The organism is Nocardioides bigeumensis (genome assembly GCF_039531755.1).
Taxonomy (GTDB): Bacteria; Actinomycetota; Actinomycetes; order Propionibacteriales; family Nocardioidaceae; genus Nocardioides; species Nocardioides bigeumensis.
Window position 1 is genome coordinate 771,405 of the sequence record NZ_BAAAQQ010000002.1, and the last position, 16,527, is coordinate 787,931.

General features: G+C 72.0%; 16 protein-coding genes. 7 read left to right on the plus strand and 9 right to left on the minus strand.

The genetic code is table 11. The features are described 5' to 3' along the window. Nucleotides 1–28: 28 nt before the first annotated feature. The gene (locus tag ABD295_RS04900; protein ID WP_344302520.1) at nt 29–1,402 is read left to right on the plus strand and encodes a DUF222 domain-containing protein; all 1,374 of its coding nucleotides are present in this window, start codon (nt 29–31) and stop codon (nt 1,400–1,402) included. A gap of 49 nt (nt 1,403–1,451) precedes the next feature. Here ABD295_RS04900 and ABD295_RS04905 read toward each other — a convergent pair whose 3' ends face one another. After that, complete coding sequence (locus ABD295_RS04905) at nt 1,452–3,374, minus strand: CocE/NonD family hydrolase (protein ID WP_344302521.1); 1,923 nt, start codon at nt 3,372–3,374, stop codon at nt 1,452–1,454. A gap of 62 nt (nt 3,375–3,436) precedes the next feature. Between ABD295_RS04905 and ABD295_RS04910 the strand changes: the two genes are divergently transcribed. Then, nucleotides 3,437–4,339, plus strand: coding sequence for a phosphotriesterase family protein (locus tag ABD295_RS04910; RefSeq protein ID WP_344302522.1), 903 nt, complete (start codon nt 3,437–3,439; stop codon nt 4,337–4,339). Here ABD295_RS04910 and ABD295_RS04915 read toward each other — a convergent pair. The 3 genes from ABD295_RS04915 to ABD295_RS04925 are packed head-to-tail and all read right to left on the minus strand — an operon-like array spanning nt 4,326 to nt 7,981. Then, nucleotides 4,326–5,414, minus strand: a complete 1,089-nt coding sequence (locus tag ABD295_RS04915) for a DmpA family aminopeptidase (RefSeq protein WP_344302523.1) — start codon at nt 5,412–5,414, stop codon at nt 4,326–4,328. The two genes, ABD295_RS04910 and ABD295_RS04915, sit on opposite strands and share 14 nt — an antisense overlap. Then, nucleotides 5,411–6,748 (minus strand): M20/M25/M40 family metallo-hydrolase, encoded by a 1,338-nt coding sequence (locus ABD295_RS04920; protein WP_344302524.1) that lies wholly within the window; start codon nt 6,746–6,748, stop codon nt 5,411–5,413. The genes ABD295_RS04915 and ABD295_RS04920 overlap by 4 nt, the downstream gene beginning before the upstream one ends. Nucleotides 6,749–6,757: 9 nt before the next feature. Next, the gene (locus ABD295_RS04925) at nt 6,758–7,981 is read right to left on the minus strand and encodes a glycosyltransferase (RefSeq protein WP_344302525.1); all 1,224 of its coding nucleotides are present in this window, start codon (nt 7,979–7,981) and stop codon (nt 6,758–6,760) included. A 103-nt stretch (nt 7,982–8,084) separates the two neighbouring features. Here ABD295_RS04925 and ABD295_RS04930 point away from each other — a divergent pair, with 103 nt between their 5' ends. Then, nucleotides 8,085–8,669, plus strand: a complete 585-nt coding sequence (locus ABD295_RS04930) for a TetR/AcrR family transcriptional regulator (RefSeq protein WP_344302526.1) — start codon at nt 8,085–8,087, stop codon at nt 8,667–8,669. 34 nt (nt 8,670–8,703) lie between these two features. On the opposite strand, the gene ABD295_RS04935 is transcribed toward ABD295_RS04930, so the two are convergent. Beyond that, nucleotides 8,704–9,738, minus strand: coding sequence for a Vgb family protein (locus ABD295_RS04935; protein WP_344302527.1), 1,035 nt, complete (start codon nt 9,736–9,738; stop codon nt 8,704–8,706). 79 nt (nt 9,739–9,817) lie between these two features. Here ABD295_RS04935 and ABD295_RS04940 point away from each other — a divergent pair, with 79 nt between their 5' ends. Next, nucleotides 9,818–10,807 (plus strand): helix-turn-helix domain-containing protein, encoded by a 990-nt coding sequence (locus ABD295_RS04940; RefSeq protein ID WP_344302528.1) that lies wholly within the window; start codon nt 9,818–9,820, stop codon nt 10,805–10,807. Between the two features lie 63 nt (nt 10,808–10,870). Here the strand turns inward: ABD295_RS04940 and ABD295_RS04945 are convergent, their stop codons facing one another. Then, complete coding sequence (locus ABD295_RS04945) at nt 10,871–11,701, minus strand: ABC transporter permease subunit (protein ID WP_344302529.1); 831 nt, start codon at nt 11,699–11,701, stop codon at nt 10,871–10,873. Beyond that, the gene (locus ABD295_RS04950; protein WP_344302530.1) at nt 11,698–12,609 is read right to left on the minus strand and encodes an ABC transporter ATP-binding protein; all 912 of its coding nucleotides are present in this window, start codon (nt 12,607–12,609) and stop codon (nt 11,698–11,700) included. Before ABD295_RS04950 ends, ABD295_RS04945 begins: the two co-directional genes overlap by 4 nt. A gap of 111 nt (nt 12,610–12,720) precedes the next feature. Between ABD295_RS04950 and ABD295_RS04955 the strand changes: the two genes are divergently transcribed. Genes ABD295_RS04955 through ABD295_RS04965 form a run of 3 tightly spaced genes read left to right on the plus strand, consistent with a single transcriptional unit; the run spans nt 12,721 to nt 14,509 of the window. Further along, entirely contained in the window at nt 12,721–13,440 is a 720-nt protein-coding gene (locus ABD295_RS04955) for a phosphatase PAP2 family protein (RefSeq protein WP_344302531.1), read from the plus strand. Next, complete coding sequence (locus ABD295_RS04960) at nt 13,437–14,105, plus strand: thioredoxin-like domain-containing protein (protein ID WP_344302532.1); 669 nt, start codon at nt 13,437–13,439, stop codon at nt 14,103–14,105. Before ABD295_RS04955 ends, ABD295_RS04960 begins: the two co-directional genes overlap by 4 nt. Further along, nucleotides 14,105–14,509, plus strand: coding sequence for a YjbQ family protein (locus ABD295_RS04965; RefSeq protein ID WP_344302533.1), 405 nt, complete (start codon nt 14,105–14,107; stop codon nt 14,507–14,509). Before ABD295_RS04960 ends, ABD295_RS04965 begins: the two co-directional genes overlap by 1 nt. Here the strand turns inward: ABD295_RS04965 and ABD295_RS04970 are convergent. Together ABD295_RS04970 and ABD295_RS04975 are read right to left on the minus strand one after the other, a co-directional pair. Further along, nucleotides 14,490–15,587: an S-adenosylmethionine:tRNA ribosyltransferase-isomerase gene (locus ABD295_RS04970; RefSeq protein ID WP_344302534.1), complete on the minus strand. Its 1,098-nt coding sequence runs from the start codon at nt 15,585–15,587 to the stop codon at nt 14,490–14,492. The two genes, ABD295_RS04965 and ABD295_RS04970, sit on opposite strands and share 20 nt — an antisense overlap. Further along, nucleotides 15,584–16,276 carry an SDR family NAD(P)-dependent oxidoreductase gene (locus ABD295_RS04975; RefSeq protein ID WP_344302535.1) on the minus strand — a complete coding sequence of 231 codons (693 nt, stop codon included), beginning with the start codon at nt 16,274–16,276 and terminating at the stop codon, nt 15,584–15,586. The genes ABD295_RS04970 and ABD295_RS04975 overlap by 4 nt, the downstream gene beginning before the upstream one ends. Nucleotides 16,277–16,527: the final 251 nt, after the last annotated feature.

Sequence of the window (16,527 nt, forward strand, 5' to 3'; positions counted from 1 at the left end):
TGGTGCGGGGTCGACTACAATCGAACGTGTGTTCGAACGACTTCGGGACCTGACCGCTGAGCTGTCGGCGTCGTTGGAGTCGGGCAGTGGACTGTGCGACACCGAGCTGGTCGAGGGGATCAGGACCCTCGAGGAGGCGGTGTGCGTGATGAGCGCGGCGCAGGCGGCGTTGGCCGTGGAGCTGGACCGGTCCCAGCGTGAGGCCCACGAGGCGGCCGGTGTGCCTGCGGCTCGGCGTGGTCAGGGGGTCGCCGCGCAGGTCGCGCTGGCGCGGCGGGAGTCCCCGCACCGCGGTCGGCGGCACCTGGGTCTGGCGAAGGTGGTGACCACCGAGCTGCCGCACACCTGGGCCGCGTGGCGCGCCGGGCGCATCACCGAGTGGAAGGCGACCCTGGTCGCCCGGGAGACCGCGTGCTTGTCACGAGAGGACCGGGCGCTGGTCGACGCCCAGATCGCCTCCGACCTGGCGGCGCTCGAGGCGATGGGTGAGCGTGAGCTGGCCGCGGCCTGTCAACGGGTGGCCTACCAGGTCGACGCCGAGGCGTTCGTCGCGCGGCGCCGCCGGGCCGAGTCCGAGCGGTTCGTGTCGCTGCGGCCCGCACCGGACGCGATGACCTGGCTGACCGCCCTGCTGCCGGTCAAGGACGGGGTCGCGGCGTACGCCGCGCTGCAGCGCCGCGCTGAGTCCGCCCGCGCCCAGGGCGACCCACGCGGCCGGGGGCAGGTCATGGCCGACGAGCTGGTCGCCGCGGTCACCTCAGTCACCTCAGTCACCTCAGTCACGTCGGTCCCGTCGGGTCTCGACCCTGCTCGACCACCGGATGTCGCCTCGAGGCCGGTGCGGCTCAACCTGGTGATGACCGACACCGCGCTGCTCGGCGACGACGACCAGCCGGCCCACCTCGACGGCTACGGCCCGATCCCCGCCGAGCTCGCCCGCGAGATCGTGGCCGGCGCCTGCGACCGCCAGGAGAAGGTCTGGATCCGGCGGCTCTACACCAGCCCCGAGACCGGCCAGCTCGTCGCAGCCGACGCGAGAGCCCGGCTGTTCCCCCACGCGATGGGCCGGTTCATCCGCCTGCGCGACCAGACCTGCCGCACACCCTGGTGCGACGCACCCATCCGACACATCGACCACGCCCAGAGCTACAACAGCGGCGGCCCCACCAGCCAGCACAACGCCCAAGGACTCTGCGAAGCATGCAGCTACGCCAAAGAGGCGCCCGGCTGGTCGGCCAGGGGACCCGACTCACCGCTCGCTGCTCGATCACCCAACACCGTCGAGACCACCACACCCACCGGCCACACCTACACGACGCGACCACCCGCCCTCGCGACGATCCGGCGTACCCCCTTCACGATCGACTTCGTGCTGGGCCCGGGGTTTCGAGACGTCGCCTAGCGGTGGTTCCTGAGGAGCCGAGGGACGAGGCGTCTCGAAGGGCTCCTCCTCAACCACCGGGAGTTGTGATCGATTGCTCCTCCCAGTGGCGGTGCGAGACCTCGACCCCGTCGCGGCTCGCCCAGGTGTCGATGGTGACGTCGACTCGTCCGTCGACGATCGCGAGGTCCATGACCGAGCGCACCTCGATGTCGACGCGACCGACGTCGAGGGGCCAGCCGAGTCGGTACGTCGTCACCGCGTGCGCGCCCTGCTCGAAGGTGCGGCGGTCGACCCAGACCTCCCCGCGGTAGTCCTCGAGGACCCGGCCGTCGTACGGCGCGCCGTACTCCGACACCGAGACGGTCCGGGCGGTGGTCCGCCGCGCGAGCACGTCGTCCTCGATCGACCAGCCGATGCCCTCGGACGACTCCGACGTGTGCTCGGCGCCGGGCCCGAACGTCGGAGCGGGGAAGGTCTGGTCGATGACCGGCAGCGACAAGGTCGCGGAATGGACGGTGATGGTGACCGGCGCCGGCGGCGCAATGGTGTTGGGCCAGTCGGTGCCGGCGACGGACAGGCGCAGCACCTGGCCGGGCGACCACGTGTAGGCGCACGCGTCGAGGACGACCTCGACGTCGTACTCCTCGCCCGGCTCGAGCGGAGCCGGCGACCCGTGCACGCTCGCCCGGAAAGCGAGGTCGAGGGTGCCGCGGGAGACCAGCGCCGACGTGCCGTCGGGGAAGACGTCGTTGAGCTTCACCGACAGGGAGGCGGCGGGAGCGGACGCCGACACCCGCAGGCGCACGACGGGGTGCCCGACCACGTCCCCCACCGGCGGTGCGAGGTCCCAGGTCAGCGACCGGGCGTCGTCGAGGCGCTGGTCCCCGGAGAGCCCCCACGGCAGGTGGCCGGCGCAGTCGATCCACGCGGCGGTGCCGACGTCGGGGACGACGGCCAACGAGCGTGGACCGGCCAGCTCGTGCACGGAGGCGGAGACAGGCGGGACCGACGGGAGTCGCAGCCAGTGCCCCTCGTGCAGGTCGAGATCGGGTTCTGGCCGGGTCGAGGCGCGCACGAAGACGTCGCAGGCGTCCTCGTGCCCGGTCCCACCCTGCCGCAGCCACAGGTCGAACCACCCCGCGAGCTCGGCCGCGAAGTCGATCCGAGGGCCGGGCATCGCCGTCGTCGCGTCGGCGTGCGCCCACGGCCCGGCCAACAGCCGGTGCGGCGTCCCGGCCGCGGCCAGCTGCGACACCAGGCGGAACGTCGCGTTGCGGTACCCGTCCGCCCAGCCCGCCACGATCAGGGTCGGGATCTCGATCCGCTCGTAGCCCGACGTGGCCGAGCCGCCCAGCCGTACCGACCCGTGGTCCCAGTACGCGCCGTGCTGCGACTCGCGCAGCCAGGTGAGGATCCAGGGCTCGTTCGTCTCGAGTCGACGGTGCCACTCGGCCTCCCAGTCGCTGTCTGGAGTCAGATCGCCCCAGACGGCGGGCACGGGCGGCAGGACGCACATCGGCGTCATGTAGTGGTTGTAGTCGACTTGGTCGACCAGCCGCAGCGCACCGCCGCGCCAGTGCACGTCGTCGGTCCACCGGTCGTCGGTGGCGTAGATCGCGCAGATCGCCTTCAGCGCCGGCGGCTGCTCGCAGGCCATCTGGAGCGAGTTGAAGCCGGAGTACGACGTGCCCCACATCCCGACCTGGCCGTCGCACCAGGCCTGGGCGGCCAGCCAGGCGATCACCTCGGCGAGGTCGCTCTGCTCGATGGGCGGGTACTCGTCCAGCGCGTCACCCGCCGAGGACCCCGTGCCGCGCAGGTCGACGCGGCACACGGCGTACCCGTGCTCGTCGCGGAGCCGCTCGTAGGACTCGGCGTAGGACGACGTGAGGTCGTCCTTGCGGTAGGGCAGCGCCTCGAGCAGGCAGGGCTGCGGACCATCCGCGTCCGGCAGGTAGAGGGTCGCCGCGAGGGCGATCCCGTCGGACATTTCGATCCTGACCTCGGTCTGACGCCCGCTCACCGCCGGATCTTTGCAGCAGACTGGCCCCCGTGGCGACAGTGATGACGGTCCGCGGACCGGTCGAAGCGGATCAGCTGGGCGTGACCCTGCCGCACGAGCACGTCTTCCTCGACCTGACCAGGGAGTACCGCGGCAACGGCCTCCTCAACGACGCCGCGCTGGCCGAGTCGGAGCTGCGCGCGTACGCCGACGCCGGCGGCCGCACGCTCGTCGACGTCACCACCACCGGCCTCCAGGGCGACCCGGCGGGACTGCGCACGATGTCCGAGCGCACCGGGCTGCACGTCCTGCGGGGGGCCGGGTTCTATCGGAAGGCCTACTACCCGGCGTACGTCGACGAGCTCCCGACCGATGCCGTCGCCGACCTGATCGTGCGCGAGATCGAAGAGGGGACCGACGGCGTCAGGGCCGGCATCATCGGCGAGATCGGCTGCGACAAGGTGATGACCGGTGTGGAGGAGCGGGTCTTCCGGGCTGCCGCCCGCGCCCACCGGCGTACCGGCCTCACCATCACCACCCATGCCGCCCGGTGGCCGGTGGGCGGGCTCCAGCTCGACCTGCTCGTGGAGGAGGGTGTCGACCCGCGGCGCGTGGTGATCGGGCACTGCGACATGGTCCCGGACCACGACTACCACCTCGCGCTCGCGAGGCGTGGCGCGTGGATCCAGTTCGACACCGTGCAGGGGGTGAACGAGCACGACACCCGCTGCCGCCTCGACTGGCTCCGCAGCCTCGCCGACGCCGGCTTCCTCGAGCAGGTGCTGCTGAGCCAGGACGTCTGCCTGCGCAGCGACTACGCCGCGATGGGCGGACCCGGCTACGCCTACGTCGTCACGACGTTCGCCGAGCGGCTCGAGGCAGTGGGCTTCGACGACGCCGCTGTGCGCACGCTGCTGGTCGACAACCCGCGCCGGATGCTCACGGGGGAGTAGCGGCACGGCCGTACTTCTGCATCGCGGCCAGCAGCCGGTCGTGCGGCAACGCGTGGACGGTCCGACCCCGCCCGGTCGTGGTCGGGGCGGCCAGCATCGAGTTGAGGATCGCCTCTTCGGTCGCCTCGATCACGGCGTCGAAGATCGGGTTCATCGCGGCGCTGGCCAGCGTCCGCACCTGCGCCACGGTGGTCTCGTCGTCGATCCGCGCGAAGCCTTGGTTGCCGGTGGCGAACGCGAGCACCAGGTCACCGCTCGAGTTCTCGCCGACGCCGCCGGTGCGCGCGATGCCGAAGGTCGCCCGCTGGGCGAGCCGGCGGCACTGGAGCGGCAGCAACGGAGCGTCCGTGGCGACGACCACGATGATCGATCCGCTCCCGGGCGGCAGGCTCGACTTGATCGGGCCGTCCGTGCCGGGGACCACGTCGACCCCGATCTCGAGCCCGACCGGCACGCCGTCGACCGAGAGCCGCTCCCGGCGGCCGTGGTTGGCCTGCACCAGGACGCCGACCGTGTAGTCGCCCGCGACCCGTGACGCCGTACCGATCCCGCCCTTGAAGTCGTGGCAGATCATCCCTGTGCCGCCACCGACCGCGCCCTCCTCGACCGGGCCGCCGGCCGCGGCGGCGTACGCCGCGCGCGCGTGCTCAGCGGTGACGTGGAAGCCGTCGACGTCGTTGAGGTAGCCGTCCCAGGTCTCCGCAACGACCGGAAGCGCCCACGCCTCAACGCCCTCGGGCAGCTCGGCCACCTCCAGCGCCACCATGGAGTCGCGCACCACGCCCACGCTGTGGGTGTTGGTGATGGCGACGGGGGAGTGCAGCAGGCCCACCTCCTCGAGCCAGGGGAGGCCGGTCATCTCGCCGTTGCCGTTGAGGCGGTGGTACGCCGCGTAGAACGGGTCGCTCCACACGTTGCCGTCGTGGGGGACGACGACCGTCACCCCGGTGCGCACGTCGTCGCCCTCGATGACCGTGGTGTGGCCGACCCGGACGCCGGCGACGTCGGTGATCGCGTCGTGCGGGCCGGGCGGCAGTGTGCCGATGTGGATCCCGAGGTCGCGGGCGCGGGTCATGCCGGTCCGCCTGCGTCCAGGCCGTCCTCGCCCAGCAGCTCCTTGGCCAGGTGCAGGTGGAAGCGGACCGACGCGTGCAGGTCGTCGACGTGGATGCGCTCGTCGGCGTTGTGGTAGCCGGCGATCATCACGTCGAGCGGTGTCGTGAAGAACGGCGTGAAGCCGTACGCCGCCGTGCCGGCCGCCGCCCGCAGGTACGCCGAGTCCGTGAAGCCGGTGCCGATGCTCGGCAGCAGGTCGGCCTCGACGCCCTCCGCGACCAGGAAGGACGCGATCGCGTCGACGACGGGCCCGGTGTGCGGCGACGCCCCGCCGGGGATGAGCGGTTCGGGCCAGGTCAGGTCGTAGGCGATCCCCTCGCCCAGCCTGGCGCGCACCGCCGCCTCGACGTCGGCCTCGGTCATGCCCGGTTGGATGCGGCAGTCGAGCTCGACCCAGGCGCGGCTGGGCATCACGTTGCGCTTGTTGGAGGCGCCCACCATCGTCGGCGCCATGGTGATGCCGGCGACGGCGGGGATCAGGTGCTCCAGCTCCGGATGCAGCGCGCTCGCCTTGGCGATGGCGTCGGCCAGGTCGTCGTACTCCCCGACGAGCACGCGCAGCATCGCGTCGACCGAGGGATGCGCGACGGGCTCCGGGAGCCCGCGCCCGATCCTGGTGAGCACCTCGCCCAGGTGTGGCACCGCGTTGTCGCCGACGGTGGGCGTGCTGCCGTGGCCCGCCTCGCCGAGCGCGGTGATGCGGGCCGGATAGGTGCCCTTCTCGCCGACACCCACGCTGTAGATCAGTCGCCCGTCGCTCAGCTCGAGCTTCTCGCCGCCGCCCTCGTTGACGCTGTGGTGGGGCCGGATGTCGGGGCGGTGCTCGAGCAGCCAGTTCATCCCGACCCTGGCCATGCCGTCCTCCTCGTCGGCCACGGCGAGGAACCACAGGTCACCGCGCGGGCGCCAACCGGAGCGGGCCAGCTCCTTCATCGCGACCGCACGCGCGGCGACCTCGCCCTTCATGTCGATCGCGCCGCGGCCGTAGAGGTAGCCCGCGTCGTCGATGACGGCCTCGAAGGGCGGATGCGTCCAGTCGCGGGGATCGACCGGCACGACGTCGATGTGGCCGACGAAGGCGAGGCTCTCGGCATCAGGATCGGTCCCTGGGATCCTGGCCACCAGGTTGGCGCGGTCGGGGTCGCGCGCGACCAGCTCGCACTCGACGCCCGCCTCCTGGAGGTAGTCGGCGAGGTGTCTGGCGACCAGCGTCTCGTTGCCGGGGGCGTTGCTGGTGTCGAGCCGGATGATGTCGCGGGCGAGGCCGACGACCTCGTCGTCCAGAGTGGTCATGCCGGGAAACTACCGGCCCAAGCCCTCCACCGCGTCCGCGAACCTGCCCGGGGCCCCCGTCGGGTCCAGCTGCTTCGCGACGCGCTGCGCGTCGTCTCGCATCGCCGTGGCCCGCCGCACCGCGTCACGCAGCTTCTCCGCCGTCAGGCCCTTCGGCTTCACGGAGACGCCGGCGCCGGCTTCGGTGACCCGACGCGCGATCTCCGGTTGGTCGCGACCGAACGGGACCACGACAGTCGGCACCCCCGCCGAGGCGGCGCGGGTCACGATGCCCATGCCGCCGTGGCACACGACGGCCGCCGCCTCGGGGACCACGTGGCCGTGGGGCACGAACCGCTCGACGCGCACGTTGGCCGCCGTCGGCAGCCGAGCCGCGTCGAAGGCATCGGCCATCGTGATGAGCACCCGCACGGGCTCGCCGGCCAGCGCGTCCACTGCCAGCCGCGCCAGGACGTCGTCGCCCTGGTACTCCGTCGAGCAGGTCACCAGCACCCACGGATGGCCGGGCTCGTCCAGGTACGCCGGTCGCTCGGCCGGGACGTCCCACGGCTGGGTGCCGACGAGCCGGACGGTCGGCGGGAGGTCCACGCGCGCGTACTCGAGCGGCTCGCTGGTCAGCGCGATCACCTCGTACGGCGGCCGCCAGGGCACCAGCGGCGAGTCGAACGGGTCGAGCCCGTGCTCGGCGCGCAGCGCGGTCAGCCCCGGCAGCATGGCCTTTCCGAACAGCTTCTCCATCACCTTCCAGCCGACGCGGTCGCGCACCGCTCCCAGGGGGCCGGACATCGGCTTGAGCCCCACGCCGTACGGCGGGATGCCGGCTCCGGGGACCGGCACGACCGACGGCATCAGCACCGCCCACGGCAGCCCGCTCGCCTCGGCGACGGTGCGGGCGCCGTACGCGTTGGTGTCGACGAGCACCGCGTCCGGCTCGAACTCTTCGAGGTGCCGCGCCAGGTCCGGCCCGTCGCGGCGGCCGCGAGCGATGAGGTCGACCTGGCCGCTGCGCAGCCGCTCGGCATCGGAGGTCGACTTGTAGTCGGTGATCTCCACCTCGGTGACAGCGGGGGAGACGGCGACGGCGTCGAGCCCCGCCTCGCGCAGGGTGTCGACCAACGACGCGATGACCACGGCTCTCACCTCGTGCCCACGCCGTTGGAGCTCCAGCAGCCCAGGGACCAACGGCAGGGTGTGGCCGACCGCCGGCGAGACGTAGACCAGGTAGCGCGACATGACTCTCATCCTTCACTCGATGTCGAGCACCGATGCTCGACATTTGGTTAGTATGAGCATATATTGATTTGTGTCAAGCACTAACAGAACGGAGGGTGCGGACGTGGCCCGGGCCTACGAGATGGGTAGCCGCACTGCGGCGATGCAGCGCACGCGCGAGTCGATCCTCGATGCGGCCGAGGAGCTGTTCGAGCCGGCGTGGTACGACGAGGTGACACTCGCCGACGTCGCCCGCAGGGCAGACGTGTCGCAGCAGACGATCGTCAACCACTTCGGCTCGAAGACCGAGCTCTACCTCGCAGGCCTCGCGGAGCGCTTCGTGCCGCGCGTCCTCGCCCTGCGCGCGGCGGCGCAGCCAGGAGACGTCGGGTCCGTGGTCGACGCCGTGCTGAACGACTACGAGCACACCGGCGACGGGACGATCCGCACCCTCGCGCTCGCCGGACGGATGCCCGAGCTCGCGGGCATCGCCGAGGGTGGCAGGGCCGCGCATGCCGCCTTCGTGGAGCAGAACCTCGGTCCCCTCGTGCCTGAGAGGCGCGGGCTTGGTCGCGTGCAGAGGCTCAGGCTGCTGGCCGTCGCGCTCGACGTGCGCACCTGGCACCAGCTGCGCCGCGAGCACGGTCTCGGCATCCGCGACACCCGCGCGCACCTGGTGACGATGGTGGAGGCCCTGCTCGCCGGTTGAGCGCGGTCTCCCGGTGATCGAGCGCAGTCGAGACCTAAGGCAGCGGCGTGTGGAAGACGGCCTCGTGGCTGACCGAGGACACCCAGATCTCCTCACCGGCGACCGCGGCGTCGACGTTGGCGTTGTCGAAGAGCGCGACGGCGTCGCTGAGCACCTGCGACCAGATGATCTCGCCGGTCTGCGCGTCGAGCTCGTGCACGGTCGGCCCTGCCTCGGCCACCACGAACAACCGCCCGTCGTCGGTCGCCAGGATCGGGTCGGGGGAACCGGTGACCTCGACGCGCCGCTTCACCTCGAGGGTCCTCGGGTCGAGACCCAGTACCTCGTCGGAGAAGGTGCACGCGACCCACACCACGCCGTCGAGGGCGACGGTGTCCTGGGGACCCGAGCAAAGCTTCTTGGAGGCGGTCACCTCACCGGACGTGGGGTCCACCCGGAGCACCTTGTCGTCGTTGAACTGCCCGACCCACATCGCGTCCTTTCCCGCAGACACCAGACGGGCGCCGACCCCGATCTCGATGCGGTCGACGACCTTGCGCGCCTTGGGGTCGACCCGCACCAGCTGGCCCGAGTCCTGGGCCACGACCCAGATCGAGCCGAACCCGCTCGTGACGCCCTCAGCGCCGTCGCCGACCGCGACCCGGTCGGTGACCTTCCCCGACCCGGGGTCGACCCGGTCGAGCTCGCCGGCGTGGAAGGCGGTGAGCCAGACGGCGTCGAACGCCTCGGTCACCCGGAGGGGAGTGTCGCCGACCGGGACGGTCAGGTCGGGCTCGGACCCACCCGGCCGGATCCGGGCCAGCTCCGACGTGCCGAAGCTGACGACCCAGACGGCGTCGCCTGCGCCAGCGGCGACGCCGACCGGGTCCCGTCCCACGGGAACGTTCGGCGCGTCCTCGACCTCGGGCTCCTCGGACTCGGCGTCCTCGGGGTCGTCGGCGTCCGTCGGCGGAGCGGTGGCGTCTCCGCCCTGTGGTGCATCGTCGTCACCCGCGCAACCGGCCAGGCCGCTGACCGAGGCGAACGTGAGGACCAGCAGGGCGGTGAGCCTGGGGACCGTCCGGGACATGCGGCGGAGCCTAGCCATCGGAACGACGAGGTGTCGAGATTTTTCGACAGCACAGCTCGTCGGGGGCAGGATGGGCGCCATGGTCCTCAAGGCACGCGTCGGCTCCGGTACCGGCATCGAGGTGCTGATCACCGCGGCAGCCGTGGCCGACGCCGACTGGCGCGGCGTCTTCACCCACGGTGAGACGGCGCTGTCGTCGGTGCGGACCGCCGGCGGCACCGGCCTGGTCAAGGACGTCGGTCGCTTCGGCAGGTTCGGCTGGATCAACCTCGTCGGGCCGCTCACCCAGCAGCGTGCCGACTGGTCGCACCAGTCGCTGTTGGCGATGGTCGGCGAGCTCGCCCCCGAAGAGCTGCGGGCGGTGCTCGTCGGCGCCCGTCGTCACCAGCTGCGCCGACGACTCGACGAGGAGGTCGTACGCCGGGCGCTGGCGGGCGAGCGGAGCGCCGTACGCCGCTTCCTGGCCACGCTCGGCGACACCCTCCTGCAGGTCGACCCGTGGCTGCTGCGCACCCCGGCGGTCACCCTCCAGCAGCTGTGCCTGGACACCCTCGCGGCGATCCGGCCAGCCTCGGACCGGGCGCCGGACGCCACGTTGGCGCGGCGCAGGCTCAAAGATGTGGGCGCCGCCCGGCTGCTGGAGGAAGTCGCTCCAGGCGTGCACTACGGACCGCAGGTGCTCGACGACGTGGTCCTCGTGACCTCTCCCCAGGTCGCGCCCATCCTGGTCGTGGTCGACGAGGTCGACCGGACCGTGATCCTGCACCCGCCACTGGGCGACGAGGGAGCCACCGACGCAGGAGCGCAGCTGCGTGACCTCGGCCGGGCGGTGGGCGACGCGACGCGGTTGCGTCTCCTGCAGGAGCTGCGGACCGGTCCGCGCACCCTCGTCGACCTCACCACCGCCCTCGACAGCCCTCGTACGACGCTCCTGCACCACCTGGCGCTGCTCAGGTCGGCGGGTCTCATCGAGATCGCGGTGGTGGACGGGGAGCCCAACGTGTACACGTTGCGCGTCGACGGGTTCGAGCGCCTGGCCCAGGCAGCACGCGGATTCTCGCTGAGCTGAGTCGCACGACGCATCGGCGCCCCCGCCGCGTCGCGACGGGGGCGCCGATGCTCGTGCTTGCTCTCACTTCACCTCGGAGCGCATCACCAGCCAGAGGCCGAGGGCCAGCGGGAGGGCGAGCCAGATCGAACCGGTGAGAGCGAGCTGGGCCCAGTTCTCACCGGTGAAGCCACCCTCGAAGAGACTGTTGGCGTTGTAGTTGAAGTCGACCCACGGCTGGGCGTCGCGGAACCACTGCTGGGTCTCGGCGAGCACCGAGGTGATCGTCGGCAGCAGCAGCGAGTACACGAAGTAGCCCACGATCGCACCGGCCGAGTTGCGGATCAGCACGCCGAGCATGAAGCCGATGGCCATGCCGAGGACGTTGCCGAGCGTGACGTAGAGGAAGTCGGTCACCCCGAAGTCCCACGTCGTGTCGACCCCGGCGAGAGCGGTGCCCACGACGTTGCCGAGGGCGCCGACCACTCCGGCGATCACCATGGACACGACCCCGATGACGAGCGCGTTGATCGCCTTGGCCAGGATCACCCGGCCACGGCTCGGCACCAGGGTGAACGTCGTCAGGCCGGTGCGCTGGCTCCACTCGCTGGTGATCGAGAGGATCGCGACCATCGGCAGCACCACGGCCATCGGGAAGCCGATGGCGGCTGCGAAGTTGCCGTAGGTCAGCGCGTCGTCGGGAGCGAACAGGATCGTCGCGCCCGTGGCGACCACCGACAGGATGCCGATGCTCATCATCAGCCAGAATCCCGACCGGGTGTCGAACATCTTGCGCAGCTCGACGCCGACGACGGTGCCGAGGGTGATCGGCGGGATCGTCTCGCGTCTGGCGTCCCGCACGACGGCGGGCGCCTCCGGGACTTGCTCGATCGAGGGGAGGACGGTGGTGCTCATGCTGCTGCTCCTTCACGTTGGGTCTCGGCGGTGAGCTCGAGGAACATCTCTTCGAGGCCGGCGCCTTCGGCGGCGCGCAGCTCGGTCAGGGCTACTCCCGCGGCGAGGGCGACGCGGCCCACGACGTCGGTGCTCGCGTCGGTGCGCAGCGCGTCGGTGGACGCGGTGCCGCCCGCGGCCTGGGCGGTGTGCCCGGCGTCGCGGAGGGCCGCGGTGAGGACGACCGGGTCGGTGCTGCGCACCAGCGTGCCGGCGGACTCGAGGAGCTCACGCTTGGTGCCCTGGGCGACGATCCGGCCGTTGCCGATGACGACGATGTCGTCGGCGATGGCCTCGATCTCGTGGAGCAGGTGCGACGAGAGCAGCACGGTGCCGCCCTGGTCGGCGAAGCCGCGCAGCAGGTCGCGCATCCAGCGGATGCCGGCCGGGTCGAGGCCGTTGGCGGGCTCGTCGAGGATCAGCGACTGCGGACGGCCCAGGAGGGCGGTCGCGATGCCGAGCCTCTGACGCATGCCGAGCGAGTAGTTGCGCACCCGGCGCTCGGACTCCGCCCCGGTCAGGCTGACCAGGTCGAGCATCTCGTCGACCCGGTTCGAAGGCAGTCGCATGGTGCGCTGGGCGATGGTGAGGATCTCGCGGCCGGTGCGGCCGGCGTGCTGGGCGGAGGCGTCGAGGAGGACGCCGACCTCGCGGCCGGGGTTGGGCAGGTCGGCGAAACGGCGACCGTCGATCAGGGCGTGACCGGTGCTCGCGCGGGTGAGGCCGGTCATCACGCGCATGGTCGTGGACTTGCCGGCTCCGTTGGGGCCGAGGAAACCGGTGACCCGGCCCGCGGCGGCGGTGAAGGTGACGTCGTCCACGGCGGTGAACGCGCCGTAGGTCACGGTGAGGTTGTCGACTTCGATCATGACGCTCACGCTCTCGCGCGGAATGGGTACGACACATCGGGGAGTGACCCGCACTGGGTCCCCAGCCGACCCCGAGAACAGCTCGGGGTCAGACCCCGAGAGGATCGACCCATGACCCAGGGCTCACGCGTCCAAGTGCGCGCAGGAAGCCGATCGTGGCCGGAGACCGCCGGGCGGCTGCTGCTCGCCTGGGTGGCGATCGCCGCGGCCGTGGTGGCGTGGGGCTGGTTGCTCACGACGCAGCTCGAGGGATCCGTGGGTGAGGTCGACGACGACCTCGCCCGTGCCATCGCCGACGAGCGGACGGCCGGCCTCACCGACGCCGCGGAGGTCGGCGCCACGTTGGGCATCACCCTGGTCGGCGGCGTCACCGTCGCGGTGGTGGCAGTGGTGTTCGCGCTCTGGAAGCGGACCTGGCTGCCCGTCCTCTTCGTCGGCCTCGTCGAGGCCGGCCTCGGCGGCATCTACTGGCTGGGCACCACCCTCGACGAGCGGGACCGCCCGCCCGTGAAGATCCTCGAGAAGGGGCTGGTGCCCGACCACAGCTTCCCCTCGGGACACACCGCCACGGCGATGGCGGTCTTCCTCTGCGTCGCTTTCCTCGTGTGGACCTACACCCAGGTCTCCCGCGGGTGGGCGCTGCTGCTCGCCGTGGTCCCGCTCGCGTGCCTGGCGTCCCGGCTCTACCAGGGAGCCCATCACCTGACCGACGTGGTGACCAGTGTCGTGTACGCCGCCGTCTGGATCACCGTGGCCGCGCGGCTCGTGCTGGGTAGGTCGCAGATGGACACGCACCGCGCTGAGGAGGCGCCCGCTAGCGTTTCCGCGTGACCGACCAACGTCCGGCGCCGTACTCCGAGCCCTCGCAAGAATGGCCGCCTGAGTCCCCTGCCACCGAAGGCCCGAACCGCCGACGGATCGTGGTCACCACGGTGGCCGTGGTGGCGGCTCTGGCGTTGGTCGCCGGTGCCGCACTGGTCACCTACCTCAACCGCAGCGACGGCGGTGTCGTCGACCCCACCAGGGATGCGCCGCCCGCCACGCTCGCCGACGTGGAGGTCTATCAGGACCTGAGCACCGAGCACGTCTCCGGGGACGTGGACTACCCGCAGTCGCCCCCTGTCGGCGGCGAGCACGACCAGGCCTGGCACGAGTGCGGCGTCTACGACGCGCCCGTCCGCGAGGAGAACATGGTGCACTCGCTCGAGCACGGGACGGTGTGGGTCACCTACCAACCTGGGCTGTCGGCGACGGAGGTCCAGGACGTCGTCGAGCAGCTGCCGGACGACTCGGTCGTCTCGCCGTACCCCGACCAGGACGCGCCGGTCGTCGTCACCGTCTGGGGCGCGCAGCTCGCCCTCGAGGGTCCCGACGACCCGCGGCTCGCGCTGTTCGTCGACGAGTACGGCGACGGGCACACCTCGCCCGAGCCGATGGTCACCTGCAACGGCGGGGTGCGGATCAGCGACGACGGCAGCACGGGGAGCAACGCCTGATGGACAGTGACACCCGCACCTACCGAACCGGTGCCCGCGAGCAGGTGCTCGACCTGACCCGCGACTGCGCGGACTTCGTCTCCGGGCGAGGCGACGGGCTGCTCCACCTCTTCGTGCCCCACGCCACCGCCGGCATCGCGATCATCGAGACCGGGGCCGGGAGCGACACCGACCTGCTGGCGGCCCTGGCCGACCTGCTGCCCGCCGACGACCGGTGGCGGCACCGCCACGGAAGCCCTGGACACGGCCGGTCGCACGTGATGCCGGCGCTGGTGCCGCCGTACGCCACCGTCCCCGTGCTCGACGGCAGCCTCGCCCTCGGCACCTGGCAGAGCATCTGCCTGGTCGACCTCAACGTCGACAATGACGTGCGCGAGGTGCGTTTCAGCTTCTTGGCCGGCTGACCACTCCGTCGATCGGGGTAGGCAGCAAGAGCATCGCGTCGCCGAACTCGTGCCACAGGTACGCCGGCGCGCCCGGCGCGGTGACGTCGGCGTACCCGCGGGAGACCAGCTCGTCGCCGGCGACCGCGCGGAGCAGGTCGACGTGGCTGGCCTCTGGCTCGTGCAGGCCGGTGAGCAGCCCCGTGACGACCCGCGCGGGGCGGTCGGGTCCCAGCACGAGGGAGGTCCAGCCGTCCGTGGGGACGACCCGCCCCGCAGGGGCCGCACTCTCGAGAGCGCGCACGACCGTCGTGCCGACGCCGACCACTCGACGGCCGGCAGTGATCGCCCCGTCGACGATCCGGGCGGTGGCAGCAGGGACGTGGAACCACTCGGGCTGCGGCGGCTCGTGCCCCTCCTGGCTGGACACGCCGGTGTGGAGCACCAGCGGCGCCACCGTCACGCCACGCGCCATCAGCCGCACCAGCGCCCGCTCGGTCAGGCAGCGGCCGGCGCTGGCCATCTCGGCGCTGCCGGGGAGGTCGGCGTACACGTTCTGCAACACGTCGATCGGCCATGGCTCGTCGACGTAGGAGTAACGGATCGGCCGGCCCTGCTCCCAGAGGTACTCCGCACGATCGATCGCCGGGAGAGGCATCGCACGCCACAGTCGCTGCTGGGTCGGCGGGTGCGGCTCCAGCAGCCGCAGGCGGACGCCGCCGGGCAGCCGCAGCACCTCGTCCGCGTCGGGCACGGCCGGGCCGGAGCCGTCGGGGAGCCTGAGCTCGACCACCCACGAGCCGTCGTCGAGCTGGGTGGAGACGTGCAGGCCCCACGTGCAGCCGTGCCGCTCCACGTCGACGGCGGCCGGCAGGGTCGCGCTCGTGTTGACGACGAGCACGTCGCCGGGGTCGAGCAGCTCGGACAGTGCACGCGCGCGCAGGTGCCGGGTGCCGGACGGCTCCACGACGGCGAGCCGCACGTCGTCGCGGGCCAGCCCGCGCGCCTCCGGCGGGCTGTGCGCCGAGCGCACGGCGCTGCGGTCGTAGGCAGGGTCGAGCCCGCGCTCCCAAGCGGGCTCCGGGGCGGAAGACGTCATGCCGTCACCGCCTGCAGGTCCGCAGCCCGCACCCGGCCGCTGGCGTGGTCTCCGTCGATGAGCCGCACCAGCGCGGGCACCACGGCTTCGGGCAGCGGCCGGTCGGAGATGTCGTCGTCCGGGAACGCGTCGCGGTGCATCGCGGTGCGCATGTCGCCCGGGTCGACCGCGTAGACACGCAGCCGGGGCTCCTCCGCGGCCAGGATCCGGGAGGCGTGGTCGAGCGCGGCCTTCGCCGAGCCGTATCCGCCCCACGTCTCGTAGGCCTCTACGGCCGCGTCGGAGGAGATGTTCAGGACGACGCCGTCGTGCTCGCGCAGCTGGGGGAGGAGCACGCGCGTCAACGCCATCGGCGCGACCACGTTGACGCCGAGGATGCGCGTGTACGTCGCCGCCTCCAGGTCCGCGAAGGCAGGCAACGGGCTGCGGCCCAGGGTGCTGGCGTTGTTGACCAGCAGGTCGGCGCCGCCGAGGTCGGCTGCCGCGCTCGCGAGCGCCGATCGGTGGGTCGGGTCGGTGACGTCTCCGGGGACGACGCGGTGCGGGCCGCCCTCGAGGTCCCTCGTGGCCTCGGCCAGCCGGTCCACCCCGCGGGCGTCGAGGACGAGGGACCAGCCCTGTGGGGCGAGGCTCCTGGCGAGGGCGAGTCCCAGTCCTTGGGAGGCTCCGGTGATCACGGCGACGGGCATGATGTTGCTCCTCGGGTCGATGTCGGTTCTGGCCCAAGGTGCAACTTGAAGTAAACTTGAGGTCAAGCGACGCCTTCCGGTGGTCGAGGAGGTCGCGCAGCGACCGTCACGAGACCCGGCGAGACGTGAGCTGCGCCGGAACCTAGGGTCTGGGGTGTGACGAGCTTCTCGATCAGACCCACCACTGAGGCCGACGCGAGGTCGATCCATGACGTCATCGCGGCGGCACGGCCCTGGTGGCGGGGGCGATC